This window comes from Marivita sp. NO-S04 (assembly GCF_059070475.1).
Genome location: NZ_CM180980.1, coordinates 2,497,115 through 2,521,778 on the forward strand (window position 1 = coordinate 2,497,115; position 24,664 = coordinate 2,521,778).

Genomic DNA, 24,664 nt, shown 5'->3' on the forward strand with positions numbered 1-24,664 from the left:
CCTCAGAATTCAAAGCCGCTAAGCCGGTCGCAGATCCGGGAACCGACATCACATGCCCATTGCGACCGAACTCAATATCACGCAGACGCCTGATGCATCCCTGGTCGCTGATTCGATTTTCGGGCCCGGCATTACGGTTGTATCGTCCACCCTGACAGGCACGGCGGGCCAGACCGGCATTTACAGCGATGGCCTCACAACGTCGCCCGGCGTGGTTCCAAGCGACAGCGGTGTGATTTTTTCAACCGGTAATGTTGCGGATTTCACGAATTCCAGCGGCACCACAGACACAAATACGCAGGAAGAAACGAGTACCAGTTACGGCGGTGCGGGCGACCCAGACCTGACGACGATGTCTGGCAACGCAACGTTCGACGCTGTCATTTTCAATGCCGTCTTTATCCCGGACAATGACTTCCTGACGATGCAATTCGTCTTTTCGTCGGAAGAGTACCTCGAATACGTCAATGGCGGTTTCAATGACGTTATCGCCGTCATGATCAACGGGAGAGTTGTCGAGCTGACCCCGGCCGTTGACACGGTTTCGATCGACACAGTCAACACAACAGTCAATTCCAACCTCTACGTCGACAACTCTGCGGCATCCAATTTTTACAACACCGAGATGGATGGCTTCACCATCACGATGGCGTTGAAAGCCCCGGTCAATGCCGGGGTCGAAAATACGATCAAGATCGGTATCGCCGATGGTGGAGATGGCGCAGTCGATTCCAACTTCCTGATTGCCGCAAACAGTCTGCAAACCGTTGCTATCGCCTTCGCGGACGAAATCGAACTCGAGCCGAACAGCCCAGCGGTCCTCGACGTCCTTGCGAATGATACCGATTACTCGGGCCTAGGGCTGACCGTTACAAAGATCAACGGTGTTGATGTGGTGGCGGGCGACACAGTCACTTTCGGCACTGGCGAGGCTGTCACGCTCAATTCCGATGGCACCTTCTCGGTGGTGACGGATGGCGACCTGACCGCGTCGACATTTACATACGAGGTGACAGACGGAAACGGCATCACGGATGTCGGCTATGTCACCGTCACAACAGCAGCGGTGCCGGACCCAGATGGGTATGTAAACGGAACCCCCAGCGCTGATCTGATCGACGTGAATTACACAGGCGATCCTCAGGGAGACCGGGTCGACAACAACGATTCCCTTGGTGTGCTGGGCACAAGTGGCGACGGTGACGTCATCAATGGCTTTGCCGGTAATGACACCATCCTCGCGGGTGCCGGCGATGACATTGTCTTTGGTGGTGCCGACGCCGATGTCATAGTTGGCGGTAGCGGAAACGACACGCTTGACGGGGGCACCGGGTTTTCTCCGCTGAGCTTTGTCGATGTGGCGAATGGGCAATCTGCTGTCGGCACGTCGGGTAGCAACTATTTCCGATGGTTGGCAGAACCGTCTTCCAACAGCAGGATCTCGCTGGACGAAGGCCTGGACGGAGACCGCACAGGCGACGGTGTGGCGGACTACATTCTGGTCGCAACGACGAACACCACCAACACGCTGGCCATTCGCAGTTTCGACTACGGCTTGGACAGGATCGTCTTGTCGGAACCGTATACCGGGCTGAGGTTGGATACGACCTCAAGCGGAGGAAACCAATACACCGTTTCGGTCACGATCACTTACGCATCGGGCAACACACAATCCTTCAACATCGAAGGCGAAGGCGTCGTACCCACCTCAGGCAACATATTCTTCACCACTACTCTTCCTGAGAATGGATCAAGCGCCAATGACACCATTGCCGGGAGCGACGGCAATGACCTGATCACCGGCAACAACGGCGACGATGCGCTTTTTGGCGGAACAGGCGAAGACACGATCTTCGGCGGCACAGGGGCCGACACGGTCTATGGTGGCGGTGGCACCGACACGCTGGATGGCGGCGCGGGCAACGACCTGATCCATGGCGACAACGTTGACGCCTCGATCACCAATGGCGATTTCGGGGCGCGCTATGCCGGCTGGGGCGCTGGCGGGACAGAGCTTGGCACCGAGGACATCTACCTTGGCAATGGCTCCACCAATACAGTGCTCGAAATCGACGGGCCCAGCGGGTCGCTGGGTGTGCTGGAGCAGAATTTCACCATCACCGAGGCCGGTTCGACATCGGTCATATTCGACGTGGCGGCCCGCACCGGCGCTACCGCGGGCGTCGACGGGGTCACCGTTCAGGTTCTTGACGACACGGGCGCGGTGATCGCGACCGACACGATCGTGCCAACCAGTATTGGAAGCTGGGAAACCTACACGCTGGATGCGGCCTTGCCCACGGCGGGCACCTATACGCTGCGCTTTGTCGAGGTCGGCGATGACAACGGCATGGGCGTCATTCTGGACAATATCTCGCTGCATAACACCGTGGGCGCGGATGTGATCACGGATGGCGACGGCGCCGACACGATCTTTGGCGGAGGTGGCAACGATAGCATCACCGGGACGGGCACGGGCGCCAGCGATACCGACTACATCGAGGGCGGCGCAGGCAACGACACAATCACCGTACAGCAGAGTTATGACACTGTTTACGGCGGTGACGGCGATGATGTGATCAACTCCAGCGGTGAACTGGTGCAATACGGCGACCAGTTGCACGGCGATGCGGGCAACGACACGATCAACGCTGGCAACACTCATGACATGATCACCGGCGGGTCGGGCAATGACCTGATCGATGCCGGCGGTGGTGCTGATGTGATCGCGGGGGGCGGCGGTGCCGACACGATTTCGGGCGGTTTGGGCAACGACACCATCCATGGCGACACGCCGGTAGATGTGGCGATCTCTCTGACCGCGCCGGTCGTTGGCGCGGGCGTGCAGGACTTTGGCTCGGACAGCTATCACTTCGGGTTTGGCGCAACTGTCGGCGGAACGTTGACCTATACGCTGGAAACCGAGATCGGAGAGACCTACACACTCACCTTCGACCTGGAGCATATCGGTACCGAACAGGGCGCACATGTCCTGCAAATCGGTAATCAGACCATCACCATCCCAGCCGATATGGTGGGCGCGCAAAGCTATACCCACAGCTTTACCGCTACCGACACGACCACAACGATCGTCATCGAGGACGTCACGCCCAACGGCGATACAGTCAACGCCGGCTCTGACGTGGCTTTGACGAACCCTGTCCTGTCGATAGTTGACATGGGTGCGGATGGTGCCGACAGCATCGATGCAGGTGGCGGCGATGACCTTGTCTTTGGTGGTGCTGGCAACGACACCCTGACAGGCGGCGACGGTAACGACACCTTTGTCTATACGACCGGCGATGGCCTTGACACGATCAGCGACTTCAACGTCGGTAATACGGGCACGCTCACGGATGGAGATCGTGCAAACAATGACTTCGTCGACCTGTCGGCCTATTACGACGATATCTGGGAACTAACCGCCGACTACCGGGATGACGGCATCCTGAACCAATCCAATGACGGGATTGGTGGCGCGGATTACAGCGACAACACCCAATTTGGCGATGGCGGGTTGGTGTTCACCAACGAGACCGCAAGCACCAGCTTTTTCAATGTTGAAAACACTGGTGTGGTGTGTTTCGTGTCCGGTACACGTATCCTGACCGAAACCGGGGAGCGGCCGATTGATACGCTTCGGGTCGGTGACCGTATCATCACGCAAGACAATGGCGTACAGGTCTTGCGTTGGATCGGTCGGCGGTCCGTCAGTCAGCACGATCTAGCCCGAAACCCGAAACTGCTGCCGATCCAGCTTTCGCCAAAGCTGACTGGCGGCGAAAGCTGCCTTGCCGTTTCACCGCAGCACGGGATTTTGCTGCGGATCAATGGCGAAGAGCGGCTTGTCCGCGCCACTTGGCTTGCGGATATGCAAGGTGGTGCGGCGCGGATCATGAAAGGCTGCCGAGAGGTCACCTATCTGCACCTGATGTTTGACCAACATCAGATAGTGTTCGCGAACGGTGCAGCCTCAGAAAGCTTTTATCCCGGCAAGTTTGCCTTGGCCGCGGTTGCGCCCGCCGCGCGGCGCGAGATATTCGCCCTGTTCCCCCGCCTTGATGTCTCAGAAGCGCAGGCGAGCTATGGAGCATCGGCACGGGAGTTTGCGCCGCGCGATGACTTGTCCCGACACCTTCGAGATTTGAAAAGGCACAATCACCGACATCGCGCCTCGGTTCCGATCAAGATGCCGCCACGTGTTCGCACAGTGTTGCCGCAGCCAGTTCAGTCTTCGGTTTGCTGAGGCACTGTTTCCAAAATCGAATGAATAGAACACAGTCCTGCCCAAGTCGTTTAGAATTGTAGCCGCAATTTCCAGATACTGAAGGGTTTGGGGAGCGTCTAAATCGCTATCGCCAGCCGCCGCCCGGGCGCGCCCCAGACCCGAAGTTCAGTACTGGAGCGTACGAGTTGATGATCGGTGCACGGTGTCAGGCAGACAGAAGGCCAACAGGTTCGTTGCTGCCCTTAAAGCTGCGCGCATTGCCGTCGTTAACAAAAATGCGCAGTTTTTCGCCTGAGGTAGCAGAGTAATGGCCATCTATATTGTCACGACGTCGAATTGGAATTCGGCAGCGTTCTGGTCCGGTATCACCGAAACCGGAACAGGCCATACGCTCGATTTCTCGGCGCTGGACGCAACGTATTCGGTCACCGTCGACCAAACAACGGGCGTCGTTTCAATTGTCAATGGCGCGACCACATACACAATCGGCGAAGCTGGCGTCACCGGGGTGAACGCCAATTTCGGCGGCAGCACCCTGCTGGATTACTTCACCACCATTTCAGGTGCGCAAAGCGGCGACCGGGTGACCGGATCAGCAGAAGACGAACTGTTTGATGGCAATTCCGGCGATGACCGCATGGAAGGCATGGCCGGAAATGACACGTTCTACGGCAACGGCGGAGCCGACCAAATGGATGGCGGTGATGGGGCCGATATCCTTTATGGCGGAAGTGGCGGTGACGAACTGTACGGTGGTACAGGTGCAGACCAACTCTTTGGCGAGTCCGACAACGATACGATAGACGCAGGGTCGGGCGACGATTTCGCCAATGGCGGCGCAGGCGCCGACCTGATTTTTGGCGGCGACGGGGCCGACCATCTAGAGGGTGGTTATGAGGACGCCTCCGCCGATACGATCTACGCTGGCACCGGCAATGACCTTGTTTTTGGTGGTGGTGGTGACGACTCGATCTTCGGTGAGGCGGGCTTGGACTACCTCGATGGTCAGGCCGGAAACGACTATATTGACGGTGGCTCGGAGAACGACCGAATTCTCGGCGATCTGGGCAGCGATACGATTTTCGGTGGCGGAAACTACGACACCCTGACCGGTGGCGAGGGTGCTGACCTGATCAACGGCGGCAGCGACGGCGATCATATCTACGGCAATGCTGGCGATACCATCGATGGCGGCGAGACCGGAGATGATTTCGACACTCTGTATGTCTCGTATGTTGATTTCATCACCTACTCCACGGCTGAAAGCGGAACCGTCACCTTCAATTCCGGTGATACACTGACCTTCACGGGTATCGAACAAGTGGTCACCCTGTCGAATGACGGCATCGTGCAGGGTACGGCGGGCGGCGACCAGATCGGCCAGTTCTATTTCGACGCTGATGGGGACTGGGTCGACAATGGCGATGCCATCGGCGAGGGCGACGGCGATTCCATCCGCGCGGGCGATGGCAATGACACGGTCTGGTCGAATGACGGCAATGATACCGTGCACGGCGAAGGCGGAAACGACCAGATCAATCTGGGCGGCGGCAACAATGTCGCGTTCGGCGGAGCGGGCGCTGACACAATCAACGGCGAATGGCAGAACGACACGATCTCGGGCGACGATTTCATTGCCAGCGGGCCGAACCTGATCGTCAACGGGTCCTTCGAGGACACGACCGGAATGACGACAACAGGCTGGGGCTTTAGCGGTGCAGGAGCCGCACCAGGCTGGACCGATGCGAATGGCTTTCCGATCGAATTCCACAACGATGGGCGCGGCGGGCTGACCGCGACTGACGGGAGCAACTGGCTCGATCTCGAAGGCAATCCCGGGCAGCAGAGCACTGTCAGCCAGACTGTCGCAGGCGTGCAGGACGGGCAGGTCTATGTCCTGAGTTTCGACGCCGCGGACCTATCCAACATCAATGATGGGACAACGCAGGACAACCAGCTTCAGGTGATCTGGAATGGGGATGTCGTTGGCACCATCGATGCCAGCGACGGAAGTTGGAGAAACTATGAATTTCACCTGATCGGTGGCTCTGGAAATGGCAGTAACACGCTGGTGTTCCAGGGATTGGGCGATGTCAGCGGAATCGGTGCATCAATCGACAACGTGCAGTTGTACGAGGGGCTGGAGGCCGCGGGCGGCGCAGACAGCATCGTTGGCGGGGACGGCAACGACGATATCATGGGTGGCGCGGGGAACGACACGATCGACGCGGGGGCCGGCGCGGACGAAGTTGTCGGCGGTTCGGGCAATGACTACATTCTCGCGGGTGCTGGCAACGACAAGGTTTATGGCGGCATTGGCCAAGACACTATTCTTGACGGGGCTGGAGATGACCTTGTCTACGGTGGCGACGGCAACGACGTTGTCTACGGTGGCGATGGCGCCGACACCTTTAGCGGCAACTCTGGTGCTGACGAGATTCTAGGCGGCGACGGGGCCGATAACCTTCAAGGTGGACAGGGCAACGATACGCTTCAGGGCGGCAATGACAACGACCTGATCCTTGGCGATGGCCAATGGTACAACCTGTCGGATTACGCATCCGGCCCTGGCCTCACAGCGACCAATCTCACGGTCACCAACAGCGCTGATGGTCCGATTGAACTCTGGTGGATCGACGGATCTGGCACGGCGGCACCCTACGCCACGATCCAAGCTGGCGACACCCATGTCCAAGCGACCTTTACAGATCACAATTGGGTGCTCCGTGACACGGATGGCTACTGGCTGGAAGTCATCGCAGGTGCGCCGAACCAGACCGTGGTCTACGGTGCGGAAGGGCTGCGCGATCGTCTCGTAGGCGATGCCGGCAACGACACGATCCTTGGTCAGTTTGGCAGTGACACCCTCTATGGCGGGGACGGTAATGACAGTATGGTCGCGGGGACCGGAAATGATGTCCTTGACGGCGGCACTGGCAGCGACAGCCTGATCGGTGGCCTTGGTCAAGACACACTGATCGGTGGGGCCGGTGGAGACTTTCTGCAAGGCAACGAGGAGTCCGACCTTGCCGATTACAGCGCGTCGGATGCAGCGGTCACCATCGTTCTCGATGGCGGTGGTGCGGCTGGATTTGCGGCTGGCGGCCATGCCGAGAACGACACGATTGTCGGCATCGACGAAATCCTCGGATCCGCGTTCAACGACTCGCTGACCGGCTATGACGCCACCCATCACGGCACGCTCAGCAACATCATCGATGGTGGGGCGGGTGATGACACCATTGACGGGATGGGCGGAAACGACATCCTGTACGGTGGCACGGGCAATGACAGCATCCTGGGCGGTGCGGGTGACGACTCAATATTCGGTGGCGCGGGCGATGATCTGCTCGATGGCGGCGCGAATCAGGACACCCTGGACGGCGGCGCAGGCAACGACACTTTGATGGCCGGGTCAGGCGCCGACGTTTTCGACGGAGGCGACGGTGTCGACGTATATGACATCGGAAACTCGCTCGTCTCTGCTTTCGCTTTTGAGGTCAATCTGGGCGATGGGGTCGGCAGCTATGGTACAACCTTCAGCAACATCGAAAATGTCATCGGTGGATCGGGAGACGATACGCTTATTGGCAGCGCTGCAAACAATGCGCTGACAGGCGGTGCTGGCAATGACTCGATTGATGGCGGCGCTGGTAACGACCAGTTGGATGGTGGCGCGGATGCCGATACGTTCATCGTCAACAATGGCTTCGGCCAGGATACCATTGCGGGCGGCGAGACCACGACCTCTGGCAATGATTTCGACACCATCGATCTGAGCGCGGTCACCACAGCGGTGGCCGTTGATTTCGCGGGGAGCGAATTCGGTAGCATCGACGACAACGCCAGCACTGACACAATTACCTTTACGGAAATCGAACGGCTGATCCTGACCGATCAAGCCGACATCGTGAACGGTGGCGCTGGGAACGAGAATATCGACGCAGGAGGCGGCGACGACACTGTTACAACCGGAACCGGTGATGACAGCATTCTTGGCGGTGCGGGCAATGACAGCCTCGTTGGCGGCGATGGCAATGACACCGTCGATGGCGGCGCGGGCAACGACTATGTCGCGGCCTTTACCGGCAACGATCTGCTGCTTGGTGGCGATGGCAACGATACGATCTTCTCGGTGGGCGGCGGCAATGACACGCTGGATGGCGGGGCCGATGCCGACCTGATCTCGATCCAGACGCTCAGCGATGTCACAGTCACAGGTGGCGAGACAACCACAAGTGGGCAGGATCTGGACCGGCTGGAAGTCGGTGGCTCAACGCCGGTGACCCTGACCGTCGGCGGCGCAGAAAACGGAACGATCACGGGTGCGGGCAGCACCATCACCTATACCGAGATCGAACAGGTCTATCTTGGGTCAGGTGCGGACACGATCAACGCAGGAACCGAGAGCGCCGCACTCTATATCGACGGCCGCGAAGGTGACGATCTGTTCAATGCCTCGGCAACCACGGGCGACAACACGCTCGAAGGTCAGGCTGGCAACGACACGATCTTTGGCGGCAGCGGCAACGAAACCTTGGGCGGCGGGTCGGGCAATGACCAGATTTTCGGCGGCGCGGGCAACGATTCAATCCAGAGTGGCGGCGACGCGGACACCGTCGAGGGCGGGCTGGGGAACGACACCATCGACGGTGCGCAGGGCGACGACCTGCTGGACGGTGGTGACGGCGATGACCTGATCTTTGGCGGTGACGGTCAGGATACCATCATCGGCGGCGACGGCAATGACAGCCTGTCGGGTGGCTCGGATGCCGATACGTTTGTCTTAAACGACGGGTTCGGGACCGACACCATCGCGGGTGGTGAAACTGTCACCACTGGCACCGATTTCGACACGGTCGATCTGAGTGCTCTGACAACCGGTGCGACGGTTGACCTGTCCGGTGCCGAAGCCGGGACGATCACCCAGGGCACGAACGGCGTGACATTTACCGAGATCGAGAATGTCACACTAGGAGGCGGACGCGACACTGTCGTTTTGAGGGATGGATCAGGCAGCGATACTGTCACAGGGTTTGATCTGACCGATAGCGGCGATGGCACGACCAATGACCAATTGGACGTCTCTGGCCTGACCTCGGATGGTGGGACAACACCGGTCAGCACAAGCGATGTCACCGTCACAGACACCAACGGTGACGGAACAGGCGACGCGATCCTGACCTTCCCGGGCGGCGAGAGCATCACGCTTGTCGGAGTTCTGGCGAGCCAGGTGGATTCAGTCGACGAACTTGTCGCGCTTGGCATTCCGGATGGGCGCGATTTCATTGTCGAAGGGACTGCAGGCAACGATCTGATCAACGGCTCTTATACCGGTGACCCAGACGGCGACGTTGTCGATGGTGGCGACGGACCGGGAGGCACCGATGCGGACTCGATCCTTGCCGGTGACGGAGACGATACCATATTCGCAGGGCTTGGCGATGACACGCTATTCGGCGGCGCAGGTAACGACTCTGTTGAAGGTCAAGATGGCAACGACCTGCTGATCGGTGACGGTCCAGCCAGCACGACCGGCGGACAGTTCGGACTCTTTGCGCTGGAGAGCTCCGGCAACACAGGCATTCTCAACAATGGCACCTTTGTCTTTGACAGCAGTGCCGCCAGCACGAATGTGCAGGTCACGGATGATGAGACTGCCTTCGAGGACCTCAACTCAAGTGCCGGCAGCACGCAGGATGCCGGTGCGCCGCAGGTTCTGACGCAGGACATCACGATCGGCGCGACCACCTATCTGGCGGGCACCTCGATCCACGCGATTGCCCAGTCCGATATCGTGAACGAAACGACCGGCGAAACCGGCAATGCCTGGCTTGTCCAGCTGGGACCAACTCAGGTGGGCAACGTCTACTGGTCCTTCGACATCGCTGTGAACAATGGCGACCAGATCACCTGGACCTCGTCCAACACTCCGGGTGTTCAGAATCAAGTCTACGCCAACACCACGGGTCTTGAATATATTGACCTGGTTCAAGCCGACGGGCAGTTCCTGCCCTCCAACGACACGCTGGTCGGTGGGATCGGCAATGACACACTGATCGGCGGCGTGGGCGATGACAGCCTCGTGGCCGGTGACGGGTCCGACTCGATCTCGGGCGACGGCGGGTCGGACTGGATCGACGCGGGCACTGGTAACGACACCGTCGATGCGGGTGACGGCAACGACCAGGTCTTCGCCTGGACCGGCGATGACAGCGTGCTTGGTGGCGCGGGCAGCGATACGGTCTTCGGTCAGGATGGCAATGACACCATCTTCGGTGGCACCGGCAATGATTACCTCGATGGCGACGATGCGGTCGCAGGCGCGGATTCCATCTTTGGCGAAGATGGCGATGACACGATCATAGGCGACGGTGGCAATGACACACTGTCAGGTGGCAGCGGGAATGACCAGATCTTCGCTGGGGCAGACGATGACATTGTCGTGGGCGGCACAGGCAATGACCAGCTTTACGGCGAAGGCGGCAATGACAGCCTTGATGCAGGCGCGGGCAATGACACCGTCCTTGGCGGCGATGGCAATGACACCATCATCGGCTTTGAGGGCAATGACAGTGTGCTTGGCGGCGCAGGTGACGATGTCATCAACACGCGCACCTCGCTCGGCACCGGCCTGCCGGACGAAGGCTATGGCGCGCCCGGCAACCCGCTTTACTACCCGGCCGATCCGGATGCGTTCAACGACCGCGATACTGTTGATGGCGGCATCGGCAATGACAGCATCCTGATCGGCGATGACAACGATGTCATTCTGGGGGGTGACGGGGCCGATACGGTTGATGCGGGCTTTGACGACGACGAGGTGTATGGCGACGCCGGGGCGGATTCGCTCGAAGGCAACGAAGGCAACGATACGATCTCGGGCGGTGCCGACGGCGACGTGATCTATGGCGATGTGGCGCCCACCAACCCGGACTACCCCTTCTACACGCCCTATGAGTTGGCCAATGACGGCACGGACCTCGCGCCCAACAACAACGCCGACGTTCTGAGCGGCGATGGCGGCAACGACACGATCTACGGCTGTCAACGGCGGAGTAAAATTAGGCCACGGGGCGGCGCAAAACTGGGCCACTTTGGGTTTACGCGGGACGCGGGTGATGAGCGGCGGCCAGTCAGCCGCGCTCTCCATGTAGCTGGCGGGTGACTGGCCGCCTTGGACCGTCAGGTCCAAGTCTGGGCTTTGGATCAGTTGATGTTTTCGCCGGGCTTGCGTGCGCGGCTTTGCGCGAGGCGATAGCTTTCGCCGTTCATCTCGAGGATGTTGACGTGGTGGGTCAACCGGTCGAGGAGCGCGCCGGTCAGCCGCTCGGTGCCGAAGGTCTCGGTCCATTCATCGAAGGGCAGATTGCTGGTGATCAGCGTGGCGCCGCGCTCGTAGCGCTGGGAGATCATCTCAAAAAGCAGCTCGGCGCCGGTCTTGGACAGGGGCACGAATCCGAGCTCGTCGATGATCAGCAGCTTCACGGCAGCCATCTGCTTCTGGACGCGCAGCAGCCGACGTTCGTCTCGCGCCTCCATCAGCTCGTTGACCAGCGCGGCGGCGGTGGTGAAGCTGACAGACATGCCCTTCTGGCAGGCTGCCAGTCCCAAGCCCAGTGCAATGTGGGTTTTGCCGGTTCCGCTGGGCCCGAGGGCGATCACGTTCTCACGCCGGTCGATCCATTCGCAACGCCCCAGTTCCAGCACCTGCATCTTGTTCAGCTTCGGGATCGCCTTGAAGTCGAAGCTGTCGAGGCTTTTGGTGGCCGGGAACTTCGCGGCCTTGATGCGGCGCTCGACCATCCGCCGCTCGCGGTCAATGAGTTCCAGTTCCACGAGGCGCGACAGGAACTGGACATGGTCCAGTCCTTCGGCGGCGCATTGACGCGCAACCTTCTCGTGCTCCCGCAAGAATGTGGGCAGCTTCAGCGTCTTCAGATGGTGGGCAAGCAGGATCTTCGGGGCCTCGGTCATTCCGCCGCCTCCGACATCAAGGCCATGTAGCTGGCCGCCCGCGTCGTCTCGACATTCGCCCGCGGCAAGTAGGGGTAGACATCGAGATCAAGCCTCGGGGGGCGCTTCTCCACCTGACAAAGCACGAGGTGCTTCACGGCGTCGAAGCCGACCGCGCCCAGCTTCAGGGCCTTCTTCACGGCGGCATGCAGGTCATCCATCTCGAAGGTCTCGAGCAGACGCAGCACCTGCACATACTCGCGGCGCCCCATCTTGAGCATGCGCGCCTCCATCAGGCGGCGCAAAGTCTGGAACTCTTCGGGCAGGTCCCATTCCGCCAAGGGTGCGGCCTGGTCCAAGGCATTGATCTTGCGCTCGATCAGCGGGAGGTAGTGAACCGGATCAAAGATCATGTCCTCGCGATCGTAACAGCGCGGGTGTCGGGCGATCACCTCCCCGCGACAGCCGATCACGACCTCATCGACATAGCCGCGGATCCAGACATCCTGGTGGCCATAGGCGACCGGGACCGAGTAATCGTTGGTGTCATAGCGCACGAGAGACTGCGAGCTGACCCTGCCGCCCGCTTGGTCGCAGGCGTCGAACGGGGCGGCAGGCAGGGGGCGCATCGCGACCAGATCGCGCTGCAACCTCTCACCGATCGTCTCCTTGTGACCCCGAAGAATGCGCGTCAGGCGTGCGCGGCACTGCCCTTCAAGGTCTGCGTTGAAATCGTCCCAACTGGCAAAGTGGGGGATCGGCACCATGTGGTTGCGGCGGGCGTAGCCGACCATCCCCTCGACAGCGCCCTTGTCGTTCCCCTTCCCGGGCCGACCATAGCGATCCCGAAACAGGTAATGCGACTGCAAGCCGCTGAACAGCGCGGCGCGGATGCGCGTGCCGTCCGGTTGGATCTTCGACACCAGGCAGCGGTCGTTGTCGTAGAGCACCGACTGCGGCACCCCGCCGAAGAAGTCAAACGCGCGGACATGGCCGTCTATCCAGGCCTCCGCCGTCGCCGCTGGATAGGCCCGGACGAAATAGGCATCGCTGTGCGGCAGGTCCATGACGAAGAAGTGCGCCTTCTGCTCGACACCGCCGATGACGACAACCGCTTCGCCAAAATCGGCCTGAGCATGGCCCGGCGGATGAGCCAGCGGCACAAACATCTCCCGGGTCCGCCGCTCGCGATCACGCACGTAATCCTTGACGATCGTATAGCCTCCGGTGAAGCCGTGCTCGGCCTGAAGCCGTTCCCATATCCGCTTGGCCGTATGACGCTGCTTGCGATGCACGACCTTGTCGGCTTCAAGCCAGGCGTCAATGAACTCGGTGAACCCGTCCAGCTTCGGCCGCCTGATCGGCTTGTCCCGCCGGTAGCCAGGCGGCACCGAAAAGGCCAACATCTTATCAACCGTCCCACGCGAAATGTTGAAATGCTTCGCCGCCGCCCGCGCGCTCATGCCCTCGGAACACGCCAAGCGAACCTTCTTGTAAAGTTCCACGGTATAGATCTCCCCGCCCTCCCTGCCGATGCAAGAAGGGAAAAGTGGCAGGATTTTACTCCGCCCGCAGCGAGACTATCCCGCCGCTACCATGGCCTAATTTTGCATCGCCGTTTCCAACGGCCAAGACGACAACGATACGATCTCGGGTGGCCTTGGTGACGACGAGATTTACGGTGGCATAGACAACGACTCTCTGATCGGCGATGACGGCAGCGACACAATTGATGGTGGCGCTGGTAACGACTATATCGACGGTGGCACTGGGGCCGATGCTCTTTACGGTGGCACGGGTGACATTATCGGGCCCAACCTGATCGCTGACGGTTCGTTCGAGGGTGCAACGCCAACATCTTGGGGTCAGGTCAGCAACCTGCCTGACTGGTACAGCTGGAACACTGCGTCACCGGACCTGTCTGACGACACAGGGTATGAACCAACATATAGCACCAATGCGACCCCGACCGATGGCACCAATTACGTGTCGCTGGTCAACAACGGCTCAGGGTTTCAGGAGGGTATCTCTCAGGATTTGGCCACGCCGCTTGTCGCGGGCACCACGTACACCATCACGCTGGACGCAGCGGCAGGCGGATACAACAACACGTCGCCTCTTGGGGACAACCTGCAAATCTTGCTCTTTGGCAACGAGACAGCGGGACAAGTGGCTGACGATAATGGCCTTCCTCCCGGAGTGCAGTTGCTTGGCAGCGCGGATGTCACAACCGATTACAACACTGGCACTATGGGAACGATCACCATATCGTTCACGCCTACAACAGATATCGCCACGTTGTCGCTCTCGCTTGAAGACCCGGACTTCAGCGGGGGCTTTGCCGTCCTGACAATCGACAACGTCAGCTTGCAGGAAAACACGGCCCTGCCGGGTGACAACGATACGATCATTGGCGGTTCTGGCGATGACACAATCTTTGGGCAGGACGGCGACGACTCACTAAGTGGTGGAGCGGACAACGATATCGTCGATGGCGGCATTGGCGATGATTGGCTGTCGGGCAACTTGGGCAATGACACCGTGCGCGGTGGCGACGGCGCCGATAGCGTCTACGGTGCCGAAGGCGACGATGTCTTGTATGGCGATGCCGGCAATGACAGTATGGAAGGCTGGACCGGTAACGACACGATGTTCGGCGGCACCGGCGACGACTATATCGACGGGGCAATAGGCGCTGACTCTCTGGAGGGTGGCGACGGCAACGATACGCTTTTGGGCGGCAGTGACGTTGGAAACGATACCCTGCGCGGTGGTCTCGGAGATGACAGCCTCAGTGCAGGTGGCGGTGACGACGTTCTGGACGGTGGCGACGGTGCCGATATCCTTTTCGCGGCGGACGGCAATGACCAGCTTGACGGTGGCGCAGGCAACGACACGCTGGATGGCTGGACCGGCAACGACACGATCAATGCAGGCACCGGCGACGACCAGATCACCGGCGGCGATGGCAACGACACGTTTGTCTACGCTGCGGGTGACGGTGTAGACACGATCACCGACTTCAACTTCGGTAATACCGGCACGCTGAATGACGGTGACATCACCAACAATGACCGGATCGACCTGTCGGCCTTCTATGATGATATCTGGGAACTGACCGCCGACTTCAACGATGACGGCATCCTCAACCAGTCCAACAGCACCCTTCTTGGCGGGACTGTCGATTATTCAAACAACTCAAGTTTCGGCGGCGGCGGGCTGGTCTTCTCGGGCGCAACCGGCAATGCAAGCTCTTTCACGGTCGAAAACACCGGCGTGGTGTGCTTTGCCTCTGGCACACGCATCCTGACCACCGAGGGCGAACGGCTGATCGAAACACTGCGTGTCGGTGATCGGATCATCACCCGCGACAACGGTGTCCAGACCCTGCGCTGGATTGGAAAACGAGATCTGAGCCAGACGGATCTTGCCCGCAACCCCAAGCTGCACCCGATCCACCTGTCCCCCAAACTGACCGGTGGGGATCTGCCTCTGATCGTGTCACCACAGCACGGTGTGGTGTTCAATGTCGATGGCGAAGAGACCCTTGTTCGGGCGATCCATCTTGCCAGGCTGCAAGGTGGCGCTGCCCGTGTGATGCACGGCTGTCGCAAGGTGAGCTATTTCCACATCATGTTCGAGGATCACCAGATCGTCTTTGCCAATGGCGCGCCTTCTGAAAGCTTCTTTCCGGGGCACTTCGCTTTGGCGGCGCTGGAGAGCGACGTCCGCAGCGAAATCTATGAACTTTTCCCAGATTTGCAGCATCACGCGGCAGAACAGAGCTACGGCATGCAGGCCCGCAGATTTGCACGGTTCTCGCATCTGCCGGATCATTTGAACGCGCTTCGGGGGCGGTCGCGTCATAGAAGCGTTCCGAGCGGGGCTATTGCGGCACATGCCCATCGGTCAAACGCAGTCACCCAGCGTCAAGCCGCCTCGTAACGGTTTTGCCTGCTGGAAGATAGACGGCCCAGCGCGTCGATGCGCCAAGCGTACCTGCTCCGCCCGTGTCGCGCAAAAGCGCGGCAGGGGTCGAGGTGGCACGTCGCACCGCAGTCGCAATCCCGTCACCCACCTGATCAATCATGACCCGTAAAGCCTTGGCCATTTCAAGGTCCGCCCCCGCAAGTGTGCCGTCAGCAAGCGTCAATCGCTCTGCTTTGCGGAACACGTCCCGGCCGTTGAGGCGGAAGTGGTCAATGTCGGACCCGGCAGGCGCCATAGCATCCGTGACCAGAAAAATTCCTTCGGGTGCCCGGCTTGCAGCCAGCGCGATGCGGATGGTTGCCGGATGCACATGAACGCAGTCCGCAATTAGCCCGGCATGCACATCGTCACGTTCCAGCGTCGCCCCAACAAGACCGGGTTCACGACTGCCCAGTTGGCTCATCGCGTTGAACAGATGGGTGACGCACCGCACACCGGCATCGAATGCGGCGTGACAGGTGGCGTGATCGGCGTCCGTGTGGCCAAGGGACAGGATCACCCCTGCCTCGGACAATCGCCGCATCCGGTCCAGCGTCACGTTCTCTGGCGCGATGGTCACCTTCAGGTTCGGCAAACGCTCTGCAGCGCACACCAGCAGTTCCATATCCTCGTCCGTCATTGCCCGGATCAATGTGCCGTCATGTGCCCCCTTCCGCGACACAGACAAATGCGGCCCTTCCAGATGCAGCCCAACAATCCCCGGCACACGGTCGTCCAACGCCGATGCAACCGCGTCAATGGCGTCGCGGGTCCGGTCTGGCGTGTCGGTGATCAGCGTCGGCAAGAACGCCGCTGTGCCGAGCTGCGTATGGGCGTCGGCGATGGTGCGCAACGTGTCGACGGATGGATCGTCGTTGAAAAGAACGCCCCCACCCCCGTTGACCTGAAGATCGACAAAACCGGGTGTGATCAGGCCACCATCCAGCGCCTCAATCTCACAGCCCTCGGGCACATCAGTGATTGGAACGATCCGACAGCCCTCGGCTTGCGACACCATCAGCGCGTGGCCGGTGTGAACCCTGTGCCCGTCATGGATCAACGCGCCGGTGAATGCCTTGGTACGGGTCATCATCGGGTCTCCGTCACTTTCTTGAGGTGGCGCGGTGCGTCCGGGTCTATCCCACGCGAAGTCGCGACCTGCTCGACCGTTGCGTAGAAACTGGCGATGAGGGCAATCGGGTCGGTCAGCGGATGCCCCGTGCGTTCGGTTGGCAGCGATGTTGCGTGCTGCAATTTTGAGGTGGTGCCAAAGACGGTGGCCCCTTTTTGCGCGATCTCGTCGGCCACTTCGGCCAAGGCAGCTTCGGCCTCGTCTGCGGCGGCAAAGGCGATGACCGGAAAACCGCGGTCGACGATCGACACGGGGCCATGCAGTACCTCGGCCGAGGAATAGGACTCGGCGTGAATTTGGCAGGTTTCCTTGAACTTGAGCGCCGCCTCGTTCGAGATCGCATAGGCTGGGCCGCGACCCAGACAGAAGATCGAATTTCGCTCCCCTAAAGCGTCTTGTGCAGCTGACCAATCCATACCGATAGCGGCCTCCAGCCGGTTTGGCAGGTCTTGGATTGCCGCGCACAGGGTGGCATCCTCGGCCCATTCGGCCAGCAACCAGACACCGGCAACGGCCGAATTGACGAAGGTCTTGGTCGCGGCAACGCTGAGTTCGGGACCGGCGTGCAACGCCAGTGTATGATCAGAAACGCCTGCCAAGGGACTGGCCGGATTGTTGGTCATCGCCACCGTCAACGCTCCGCCGTCACGCGCCATCCGCGTCATGTCGACGATGTCGGGGCTTTTGCCCGACTGCGACACCGACAGGCAGACACCTCCGGTCAATCGCAACTGACGTTTGTAGATCGAGGCAATAGAGGGTCCAACCGACGCGATAGGTGTTCCGGTCAAGAGTTCAGCCGCATATTTGAGATAGGTCGCGACATGGTCGGACGACCCACGCGCAACGCTGATCATAAACGCCGGATCGCGGGCGCGGATTGCCGATGCGGCGCGTCGAATGTCCGCACTGCCGTGATCAAGCAAGCGCTGGACGGCAACCGGGATTTCCCGCACCTCGCGCCGCATTTGGGTTTCGACAGGTGACATTGTAAAGGCCTTTTGTGTCTTTGGGGTCGCGCTAGCGTCCGTACGGATGGCGTGTTCCTTCTGTACGGATCAGTTAGGCCGCAAGCGGCAGCGAACCGCAAGCCGATGGTCTTTCAAGAGGTTCGTGCTCAGGGCTGGATGGCCGAACGGTCGATTCCAAGTGCCTTGATCCGGGAATAAAGCGTGGTTGGCTGGACATCCAACAGCGCTGCCGCGCCCGACGCGCCGGACACCCGCCCCCCGGTTTCGCGCAGTGCGGCAATGATGTTGCGGCGCATCATCTCTTGCATTTCGGCTTCGGTGCGGACGGACGCATTGGTGGGCGACGCCACCTGTCCGCCCCCGCCCAGTTCCAGAACCAGCTTGCGGTCCCGCGAGACGATGGCGGCGCGTTCGATGACATTGTGCAATTCGCGCACATTGCCCGGCCAGTGATACGCCTGCATCTGCTTGACCACGCGCTCGGTCAGTACGGGCACTGGACGACCGTGCCGACGGCAAGCGAGTTTCAGCAGATGTGCGGCAAGCAACGGGATGTCTTCCAAACGATCCCTAAGCGGCATGCAGGAAATCGGAAAGACATTGAGGAAAAGATACAGGTCTTCGCGGATGCGATTGCCGGACCGTGTGTCCGTCGGTGCATGGGTGGTGGCTGCAATCACCCGGATATCCAGCGGCTTTTCCCGCGTATCCCCAACGCGTGTAACCGTGCTTTTCTGAAGCGCGTGCAGAAGCTTGCCCTGTATTTCGAACGGTAGTTCTTCGACATCGTCCAGAAACAGCGACCCGCCATGCGCCAGTTCGAGTTTGCCCGGCTTGTCCCGCGCGGCGTTGGGCCCTGCCCCACGCACATGGCCGAAAAGCGCAGCCTCTACATCTTCCGGCGCAACAGATCCGCATTTGAAGTGGATCAGGGGTCTGCGGGACCGGGGGCTGGCCTTGTGGATCTCGGTGGCGACCAGCGCCTTGCCGGTGCCCGCTTCGCCGGTGATCAGAACGGTGGCGTCGGTGCCTGCCACAAGGTCAATGCGGGTCACGACCTGACGGATCGCGGGCGAGCTGCCGATGATGTCATGGTGTGCCCGTTCTGAGCTGATTGCCTCTTGCAGGTATTCGTTTTCCTGCTCCAGCCGATCACGCAGCGCCGCCACTTCGTCCAGCGCCTCGCGCAGCTTGCGTTCGCCTTCCTTGCGTTCGGTGATGTCGCGAAAGATGACCACCGCCCCGGCGAGCACCTTTTGATCGTAGATCGGTGTCGAAACATATTCTACACGGATCGGCTTGCCGTCCTTTCGCCAGAACACCTCGTCCTCGATCCGGTGGACCTGTTCAAAGCGGAAAGATCGGTAGATCGGGCATTGCTGCGACGGGTAGATTTCGCCGTTCAGGTGGTGGTGGTGGATCATCGAATGGATGTCTTTGCCCAACAGATCCTGCGTCGTCCAACCCAGCATTTCCTGCGCCGCGCGGTTGACGAAAGTGGTTTTGCCATCGGCATTCACGCCATAAATCCCCTCGCCCGCCGCGTTCAGGATCAATTGGTTCTGGCGTTCCAGTTCGGCAAAGAAGGTCTCGGCCCGTTTCCATTCAAGAAGCCCTGCGCGGTGCAGTTCAGCGGCTTCCGCGATCTGGGTGCGTTTGTCGAATGCATCCAGGTCGGTGAAACTGAGAAGCAGGCACCCCGCCACATCGGGCACGCCTCTTGCTCGGATTTCGCACCGCAGCGGCAGCCCGTCCAGCGTGGTCAGCGGCACATCCCGGGTCCAGCATTCGCCCCGGTGGTCGACCTCTTCGACAAAGACCACGAACTTTGCCAGTGCCGCGCCAAGAAAGCCAGAAAAGCGCAGTGCCCTGTCTGACGCCATGTCCACACCGAACAATGTGGCTGCAGCCGCATTAAGCGCGACCACCTTGTCCTGAGTGGTGTCAAGAACCAGCGCAGCGTCGGGAAATGCCGCAAGCAGGGAATCAGATTGGTGTCGTTCGTCAAGCATGAGTGCATGATTGCCGCTGCACTGCAGAACAGTCTAACGAAATTTCGTAATTTACGAATTATCGTAAAATATTGTTATCGCTAAATCCCATCAACACTCTGAAATAGCTTCATATTTTCACTTTGAACAAATATGTGGCACTCGGTTTTTCTACCCGAGTCCTGCTGTCAAGATGTCGTCAATCCTTAGGAACTTCCACCAGACAGGGGACTGCACATGACGATCAAGAGCCTTGGAAATCCGTTTTCCGCAGATACCGACCTGCGTCACGGCGCCGATTGCGGCTGCGACAGCTGCGCCTCGGGTCACACTCATTCGCACAGCGCGAAAGACCTCGATCCCACACGTATGTCATCCGAACAAATGCTCGAACGGGCGGTTGAAAGTGCCATCGTTCGATCGGTCTTTGGTCAGAGCGATATTGGCCGCCGGTCCTTCATGGGCATGATGGGCGGCAGCACCGTTGCAGCGGCACTTGCTTCGGTTTTCCCGATGAACGAAGCCAAGGCGGCGATCCTCGACAATCTGGGCACGCCGGAAAAGACTGACCTCAACATCGGCTTTGTGCCGATCACCTGCGCCACACCGATCATCATGGCACAGCCCTTGGGCTTTTATGAACGCTACGGACTGAACGCGCAGGTCATCAAAACAGCAGGCTGGGCCGTGGCCCGCGACAAGTCGCTGTCGGGTGAATACGACGCGTCCCACATGCTGACGCCGATGCCTTTGGCCATGACGCTGGGCGCGGGCTCTATTGCAACCCCGTACATCATGCCAGCGGTCGAGAACATCAACGGTCAGGCGATTGTTCTGTCCAATGAGCACCTCGACAAGCGTGATCCGAAACAGTGGAAGGGCTTCACCTTTGGCGTGCCGTTCGAATATTCGATGCACAACTTCCTGCTGCGCTACTACGTTGCGGAATTCGGTCTGGATCCGGATGTCGACATTCAGATCCGCGTGGTCCCACCGCCCGAAATGGTTGCGAACCTGCGCGCCGGTAACCTTGACGGCTACCTGTCGCCCGACCCGTTCAACCAGCGCGCCGTCTGGGAAGGCATCGGCTTTATCCACATGCTGACCAAAGACATCTGGGAAGGTCACCCGTGCTGTGCCTTTGCCGCACCGCTGTCCTTTGCGACCGAACTGCCTAACACCTACGGCGCTCTTTTGAAGTCGATCATCGACGCGACACAATATGCGTCAAACCCCGACAACCGCAAAGAAATCTCGGCTGCGATTGCGCCGACCAACTACCTCAACCAACCCGTCCCGGTGATTGAGCAGGTTCTGACCGGCACGTTCGCGGATGGTCTTGGCGAGGTGCAGGTCGTGCCCGACCGGATCGATTTCGACCCGTTCCCGTGGCACTCGATGGGTGTGTGGATCCTGACCCAGATGAAGCGTTGGGGTTACATCGAAGGCGACATCGACTACAGGGCCGTGGCCGAGCAGGTCTACCTAGCCGCCGACGCGAAGAAAGTGATGGAAGACCTCGGCTATGAGGCACCGGACATCACTTACAAGTCGCACACGATTATGGGCAAAACCTTCGATCCGGCAGAACCCGAAGCCTATGTCGCCAGCTTCCCGATCGGAAAGGGCTGATCCATGTTGGACAGTCTTTCAATCAACAAGCGCGCCGCGATATTGTCGATTGCCATGCTGGTGGTGGGCCTCCTGATCTGGGAGGCCGCCATTCCGGCGCAAAAGGCAGTGGGCGAGCTTACCGAATATGAGCGCCTTACAGGTGGGGGCGCGCAAAAAGCGGGTGTTCCCCCGCCCAGTCAGGTTATCGCCAAAGCGTGGGCGGAACTGTCCAACCCGTTTTATGACGCAGGCCCGAACGACAAGGGGATCGGTATCCAGATCGGGTATTCGATCTACCGTGTTCTGACCGGGTATTTCCTTGCGGCGCTGGTCGCCATTCCCTTGGGATTCCTCATCGGCATGAGCCAGATCGCGTACAAAGCGTTCAACCCATTCATTCAGGTGCTTCGGCCCATCTCGCCGCTGGCATGGATGCCACTTGCCCTGTTCATCATTCAGGATTCAGAGGCGTCAGCGATCTTTGTCATCTTCGTCTGCTCGATCTGGCCGATGCTGCTGAACACTGCGTTTGGTGTCGCTGGGGTGCGCAAGGACTGGGTGAACGTGGCACGCACACATGAACTTGGCCCACTCAAGACCGCATTCACCGTGATCCTGCCCGCCGCTGCCCCGACCATCGTTACGGGCATGCGGATCTCCATCGGCATCGCGTGGCTGGTTATCGTCGCGGCTGAGATGCTCGTGGGCGGAACAGGCATTGGTTACTACGTTTGGAACGAGTGGAACAATCTCGACCTGACTTCAGTCATCTTTTCAATCCTCATGATCGGCGTTGTCGGCATGTTGCTGGACTCGGCCTTTGGCGTCCTGCAGCGCGCTGTCGCCTATGCCGAATAAGGAGACACCTCATGGCGAAACCTTTTCTTAGTATCGAGCGATTGACCCAGCACTACCCGGATGGCCAGGGCGGCACGATGACCGTCTTCGAAAACGCCAGCTTCGGGATCGAAAAAGGCGAGTTCGTTTGCATCCTTGGTCATTCCGGCTGTGGCAAGTCGACGATCATGAACATCCTTGCCGGATTGGCCGAACCGTCTTCTGGCGTGGTCAAGATGGACGGGTTCGAAGTATCCGGCCCGTCGCTGGACCGCGGCGTTGTGTTCCAGAACTACTCGCTTTTGCCGTGGTTGTCGGCGCTCAAGAACGTGACCTTTGGCGTCAAGGCCCGCCACCCGGACTGGTCTGCCGAGCAAGTCGAGGCGCATGCCCGCGACTACCTTGCCAAGGTCGGTCTTGAAGGTGACGTGGTGCACCGCAAACCCAGCCAGTTGTCTGGCGGGATGCGCCAGCGTGTGTCCATCGCACGCGCCTTTGCCAACCAGCCGAAGCTGCTGCTTCTGGATGAACCGTTCGGCGCGTTGGACGCGCTGACACGGGGGACGATTCAGGAAGAGCTAATCAAGGTCTGGGCGGGTACGGAACAGACGGTGTTCATGATCACCCATGACATCGACGAGGCGATTTTGCTCGCGGATCGCATCCTGCTGATGACCAATGGGCCGTTTGCGCGCGTGGCGGAATCAGTCGAGATCACCATACCGCGTCCGCGCACCCGAACCGAGATCGTGGAACATCCGAACTACTACGCGATCCGCAACCATCTGGTGCATTTCCTTGGTCAGCGGTCCAAGGAACTGGCGGGCAAGCAAAGTGACGATGCCGATCAGCGCCCGGAAACCGTGCGGATCGACAAGACAACCGCCGAAGACGAATCCAGCGCCCCGCCGCCCTTGCGGGCGGTAAACACTTAATCGAGCCAGCGCGATGACACATCAGGACACCCCACGCGCCCCCCTGCCCCCGTTCACCTATAAGGACGCGGTGCAGAAGGTGCGAATGGCCGAGGATGCGTGGAACAGCCGTGATCCCGCAAAGGTCGCGCTGGCCTACACGCGGGACACGATGTGGCGCAACAGGGACGTTTTTCTGAATGGTCGGGCCGAAGTCGAAGCGTTCCTGACCGACAAATGGGCCAAGGAAAACGGCTACCGCCTGATCAAGGAAATCTGGGCGCATGACGGCAACCGGATTGCCGTGCGCTTTTGCTACGAATGGCATGACGAAAGTGACCAGTGGTTCCGTGCCTACGGCAACGAGAACTGGGAGTTCGATGCACTTGGCTACATGGCAGTGCGCCACGCCTCGATCAACGACGTGCTCATCGCGGAGACCGATCGCCTGTTTCACTGGCCGCAAGGCAGCCGCCCTGACGACCATCCGGGCCTGACGGATCTCGGGCTCTGAAACGCAAGATTTAACATACGACCAAGGAGGAACCCCAATGAAAGACAATTACGAGGTGCCAGTCATGATGACCAAGGAAGACGTGACGATGATGATCCTGTCTGCCAAGAAGCAAGCGGGCATGACATGGGAGGGCATCGCCGAGAAGATCGACATGTCTCCGATCTGGACACATTCGGCCTGTATGGGGATGAACGCCTTTCCCAAGGACAAGGCAGAAGCGCTGGTTTCAGTGATGGGCCTCCCGCAAGAGGCCGCCAGCGTGCTGGAAGAGCCGCCCACCAAGGTCTGGGAACAGTCGGTTCCGACCGATCCCTGCATCTACCGCCTCTATGAGATCGTCGGCGTCTACGGCCCAACCATCAAGGCGCTGATCGAGGAAAAGTTCGGCACCGGCATCATGTCGGCCATCGACTTTGACATGCAGCTGACGCGCGTGCCGCATGAAAAAGGCGACCGGGTGAAGCTCGAGATGTCCGGTAAATATCTGGCTTATAATTCCTGGTAAGCCAGCCTGCGCTGCCCGGTTCTTGCGGAT

General features: G+C 59.8%; 13 protein-coding genes and 1 pseudogene. 9 read left to right on the forward strand and 5 right to left on the reverse strand.

Annotation, left to right across the window (positions count from 1 at the left end; all coding sequences use genetic code 11):
• Positions 1 to 52 precede the first annotated feature (52 nt).
• Together ACK3EW_RS12850 and ACK3EW_RS12855 are read left to right on the forward strand one after the other, a co-directional pair.
• Positions 53 to 4,246 carry a choice-of-anchor L domain-containing protein gene (locus ACK3EW_RS12850; protein ID WP_493806538.1) on the forward strand — a complete coding sequence of 1,398 codons (4,194 nt, stop codon included), beginning with the start codon at positions 53 to 55 and terminating at the stop codon, positions 4,244 to 4,246.
• A gap of 289 nt (positions 4,247 to 4,535) precedes the next feature.
• On the forward strand, positions 4,536 to 11,396 hold the full coding sequence (locus tag ACK3EW_RS12855) for a hypothetical protein (protein WP_493806539.1): 6,861 nt from the start codon (positions 4,536 to 4,538) through the stop codon (positions 11,394 to 11,396).
• A 41-nt stretch (positions 11,397 to 11,437) separates the two neighbouring features.
• Here ACK3EW_RS12855 and istB read toward each other — a convergent pair whose 3' ends face one another.
• Entirely contained in the window at positions 11,438 to 12,205 is a 768-nt protein-coding gene (istB, locus tag ACK3EW_RS12860; RefSeq protein WP_493806540.1) for an IS21-like element helper ATPase IstB, read from the reverse strand.
• Entirely contained in the window at positions 12,202 to 13,698 is a 1,497-nt protein-coding gene (gene istA, locus ACK3EW_RS12865; RefSeq protein ID WP_493809682.1) for an IS21 family transposase, read from the reverse strand. The genes istB and istA overlap by 4 nt, the downstream gene beginning before the upstream one ends.
• A 97-nt stretch (positions 13,699 to 13,795) precedes the next feature.
• Between istA and ACK3EW_RS12870 the strand changes: the two are divergent.
• Together ACK3EW_RS12870 and ACK3EW_RS12875 are read left to right on the forward strand one after the other, a co-directional pair.
• A pseudogene (locus ACK3EW_RS12870) lies at positions 13,796 to 13,975 on the forward strand (calcium-binding protein); the annotation flags it as partial.
• 195 nt (positions 13,976 to 14,170) lie between these two features.
• Positions 14,171 to 16,129, forward strand: a complete 1,959-nt coding sequence (locus tag ACK3EW_RS12875) for a Hint domain-containing protein (protein ID WP_493806541.1) — start codon at positions 14,171 to 14,173, stop codon at positions 16,127 to 16,129.
• On the opposite strand, the gene nagA is transcribed toward ACK3EW_RS12875, so the two are convergent.
• The 3 genes from nagA to ACK3EW_RS12890 all read right to left on the reverse strand — a co-directional run bounded on the left by nagA (position 16,104) and on the right by ACK3EW_RS12890 (position 20,268).
• Complete coding sequence (gene nagA, locus ACK3EW_RS12880; protein ID WP_493806542.1) at positions 16,104 to 17,243, reverse strand: N-acetylglucosamine-6-phosphate deacetylase; 1,140 nt, start codon at positions 17,241 to 17,243, stop codon at positions 16,104 to 16,106. The two genes, ACK3EW_RS12875 and nagA, sit on opposite strands and share 26 nt — an antisense overlap.
• Positions 17,243 to 18,274, reverse strand: coding sequence for an SIS domain-containing protein (locus ACK3EW_RS12885; protein WP_493806543.1), 1,032 nt, complete (start codon positions 18,272 to 18,274; stop codon positions 17,243 to 17,245). The genes nagA and ACK3EW_RS12885 overlap by 1 nt, the downstream gene beginning before the upstream one ends.
• Positions 18,275 to 18,402: 128 nt before the next feature.
• Complete coding sequence (locus ACK3EW_RS12890) at positions 18,403 to 20,268, reverse strand: sigma 54-interacting transcriptional regulator (RefSeq protein WP_493806544.1); 1,866 nt, start codon at positions 20,266 to 20,268, stop codon at positions 18,403 to 18,405.
• Between the two features lie 216 nt (positions 20,269 to 20,484).
• On the opposite strand from ACK3EW_RS12890, the gene ACK3EW_RS12895 reads away from it, so the two are divergent.
• The 5 genes from ACK3EW_RS12895 to cynS are packed head-to-tail and all read left to right on the forward strand — an operon-like array spanning position 20,485 to position 24,634.
• Positions 20,485 to 21,879 carry a CmpA/NrtA family ABC transporter substrate-binding protein gene (locus tag ACK3EW_RS12895; RefSeq protein ID WP_493806545.1) on the forward strand — a complete coding sequence of 465 codons (1,395 nt, stop codon included), beginning with the start codon at positions 20,485 to 20,487 and terminating at the stop codon, positions 21,877 to 21,879.
• Between the two features lie 3 nt (positions 21,880 to 21,882).
• Complete coding sequence (gene ntrB, locus ACK3EW_RS12900) at positions 21,883 to 22,719, forward strand: nitrate ABC transporter permease (protein ID WP_171046082.1); 837 nt, start codon at positions 21,883 to 21,885, stop codon at positions 22,717 to 22,719.
• Between the two features lie 11 nt (positions 22,720 to 22,730).
• Entirely contained in the window at positions 22,731 to 23,633 is a 903-nt protein-coding gene (locus ACK3EW_RS12905; RefSeq protein WP_439119731.1) for an ABC transporter ATP-binding protein, read from the forward strand.
• Between the two features lie 13 nt (positions 23,634 to 23,646).
• Entirely contained in the window at positions 23,647 to 24,126 is a 480-nt protein-coding gene (locus ACK3EW_RS12910) for a nuclear transport factor 2 family protein (RefSeq protein WP_493806546.1), read from the forward strand.
• A gap of 37 nt (positions 24,127 to 24,163) precedes the next feature.
• Positions 24,164 to 24,634: a cyanase gene (gene cynS / locus ACK3EW_RS12915; RefSeq protein WP_238939779.1), complete on the forward strand. Its 471-nt coding sequence runs from the start codon at positions 24,164 to 24,166 to the stop codon at positions 24,632 to 24,634.
• Positions 24,635 to 24,664: the final 30 nt, after the last annotated feature.

Bases quoted from the DNA above. Each gene is read 5' to 3' on its own strand.
- ACK3EW_RS12895 (WP_493806545.1), top strand. From the start codon at position 20,485: ATGACGATCAAGAGCCTTGGAAATCCGTTTTCCGCAGATACCGACCTG.
- ACK3EW_RS12905 (WP_439119731.1), top strand. From the start codon at position 22,731: ATGGCGAAACCTTTTCTTAGTATCGAGCGATTGACCCAGCACTACCCG.
- ntrB (WP_171046082.1), top strand. From the start codon at position 21,883: ATGTTGGACAGTCTTTCAATCAACAAGCGCGCCGCGATATTGTCGATT.
- nagA (WP_493806542.1), bottom strand. From the start codon at position 17,243: ATGACCCGTACCAAGGCATTCACCGGCGCGTTGATCCATGACGGGCAC.
- ACK3EW_RS12885 (WP_493806543.1), bottom strand. From the start codon at position 18,274: ATGTCACCTGTCGAAACCCAAATGCGGCGCGAGGTGCGGGAAATCCCG.
- ACK3EW_RS12855 (WP_493806539.1), top strand. From the start codon at position 4,536: ATGGCCATCTATATTGTCACGACGTCGAATTGGAATTCGGCAGCGTTC.
- istB (WP_493806540.1), bottom strand. From the start codon at position 12,205: ATGACCGAGGCCCCGAAGATCCTGCTTGCCCACCATCTGAAGACGCTG.
- ACK3EW_RS12850 (WP_493806538.1), top strand. From the start codon at position 53: ATGCCCATTGCGACCGAACTCAATATCACGCAGACGCCTGATGCATCC.
- ACK3EW_RS12910 (WP_493806546.1), top strand. From the start codon at position 23,647: ATGACACATCAGGACACCCCACGCGCCCCCCTGCCCCCGTTCACCTAT.
- cynS (WP_238939779.1), top strand. From the start codon at position 24,164: ATGAAAGACAATTACGAGGTGCCAGTCATGATGACCAAGGAAGACGTG.
- ACK3EW_RS12890 (WP_493806544.1), bottom strand. From the start codon at position 20,268: ATGCTTGACGAACGACACCAATCTGATTCCCTGCTTGCGGCATTTCCC.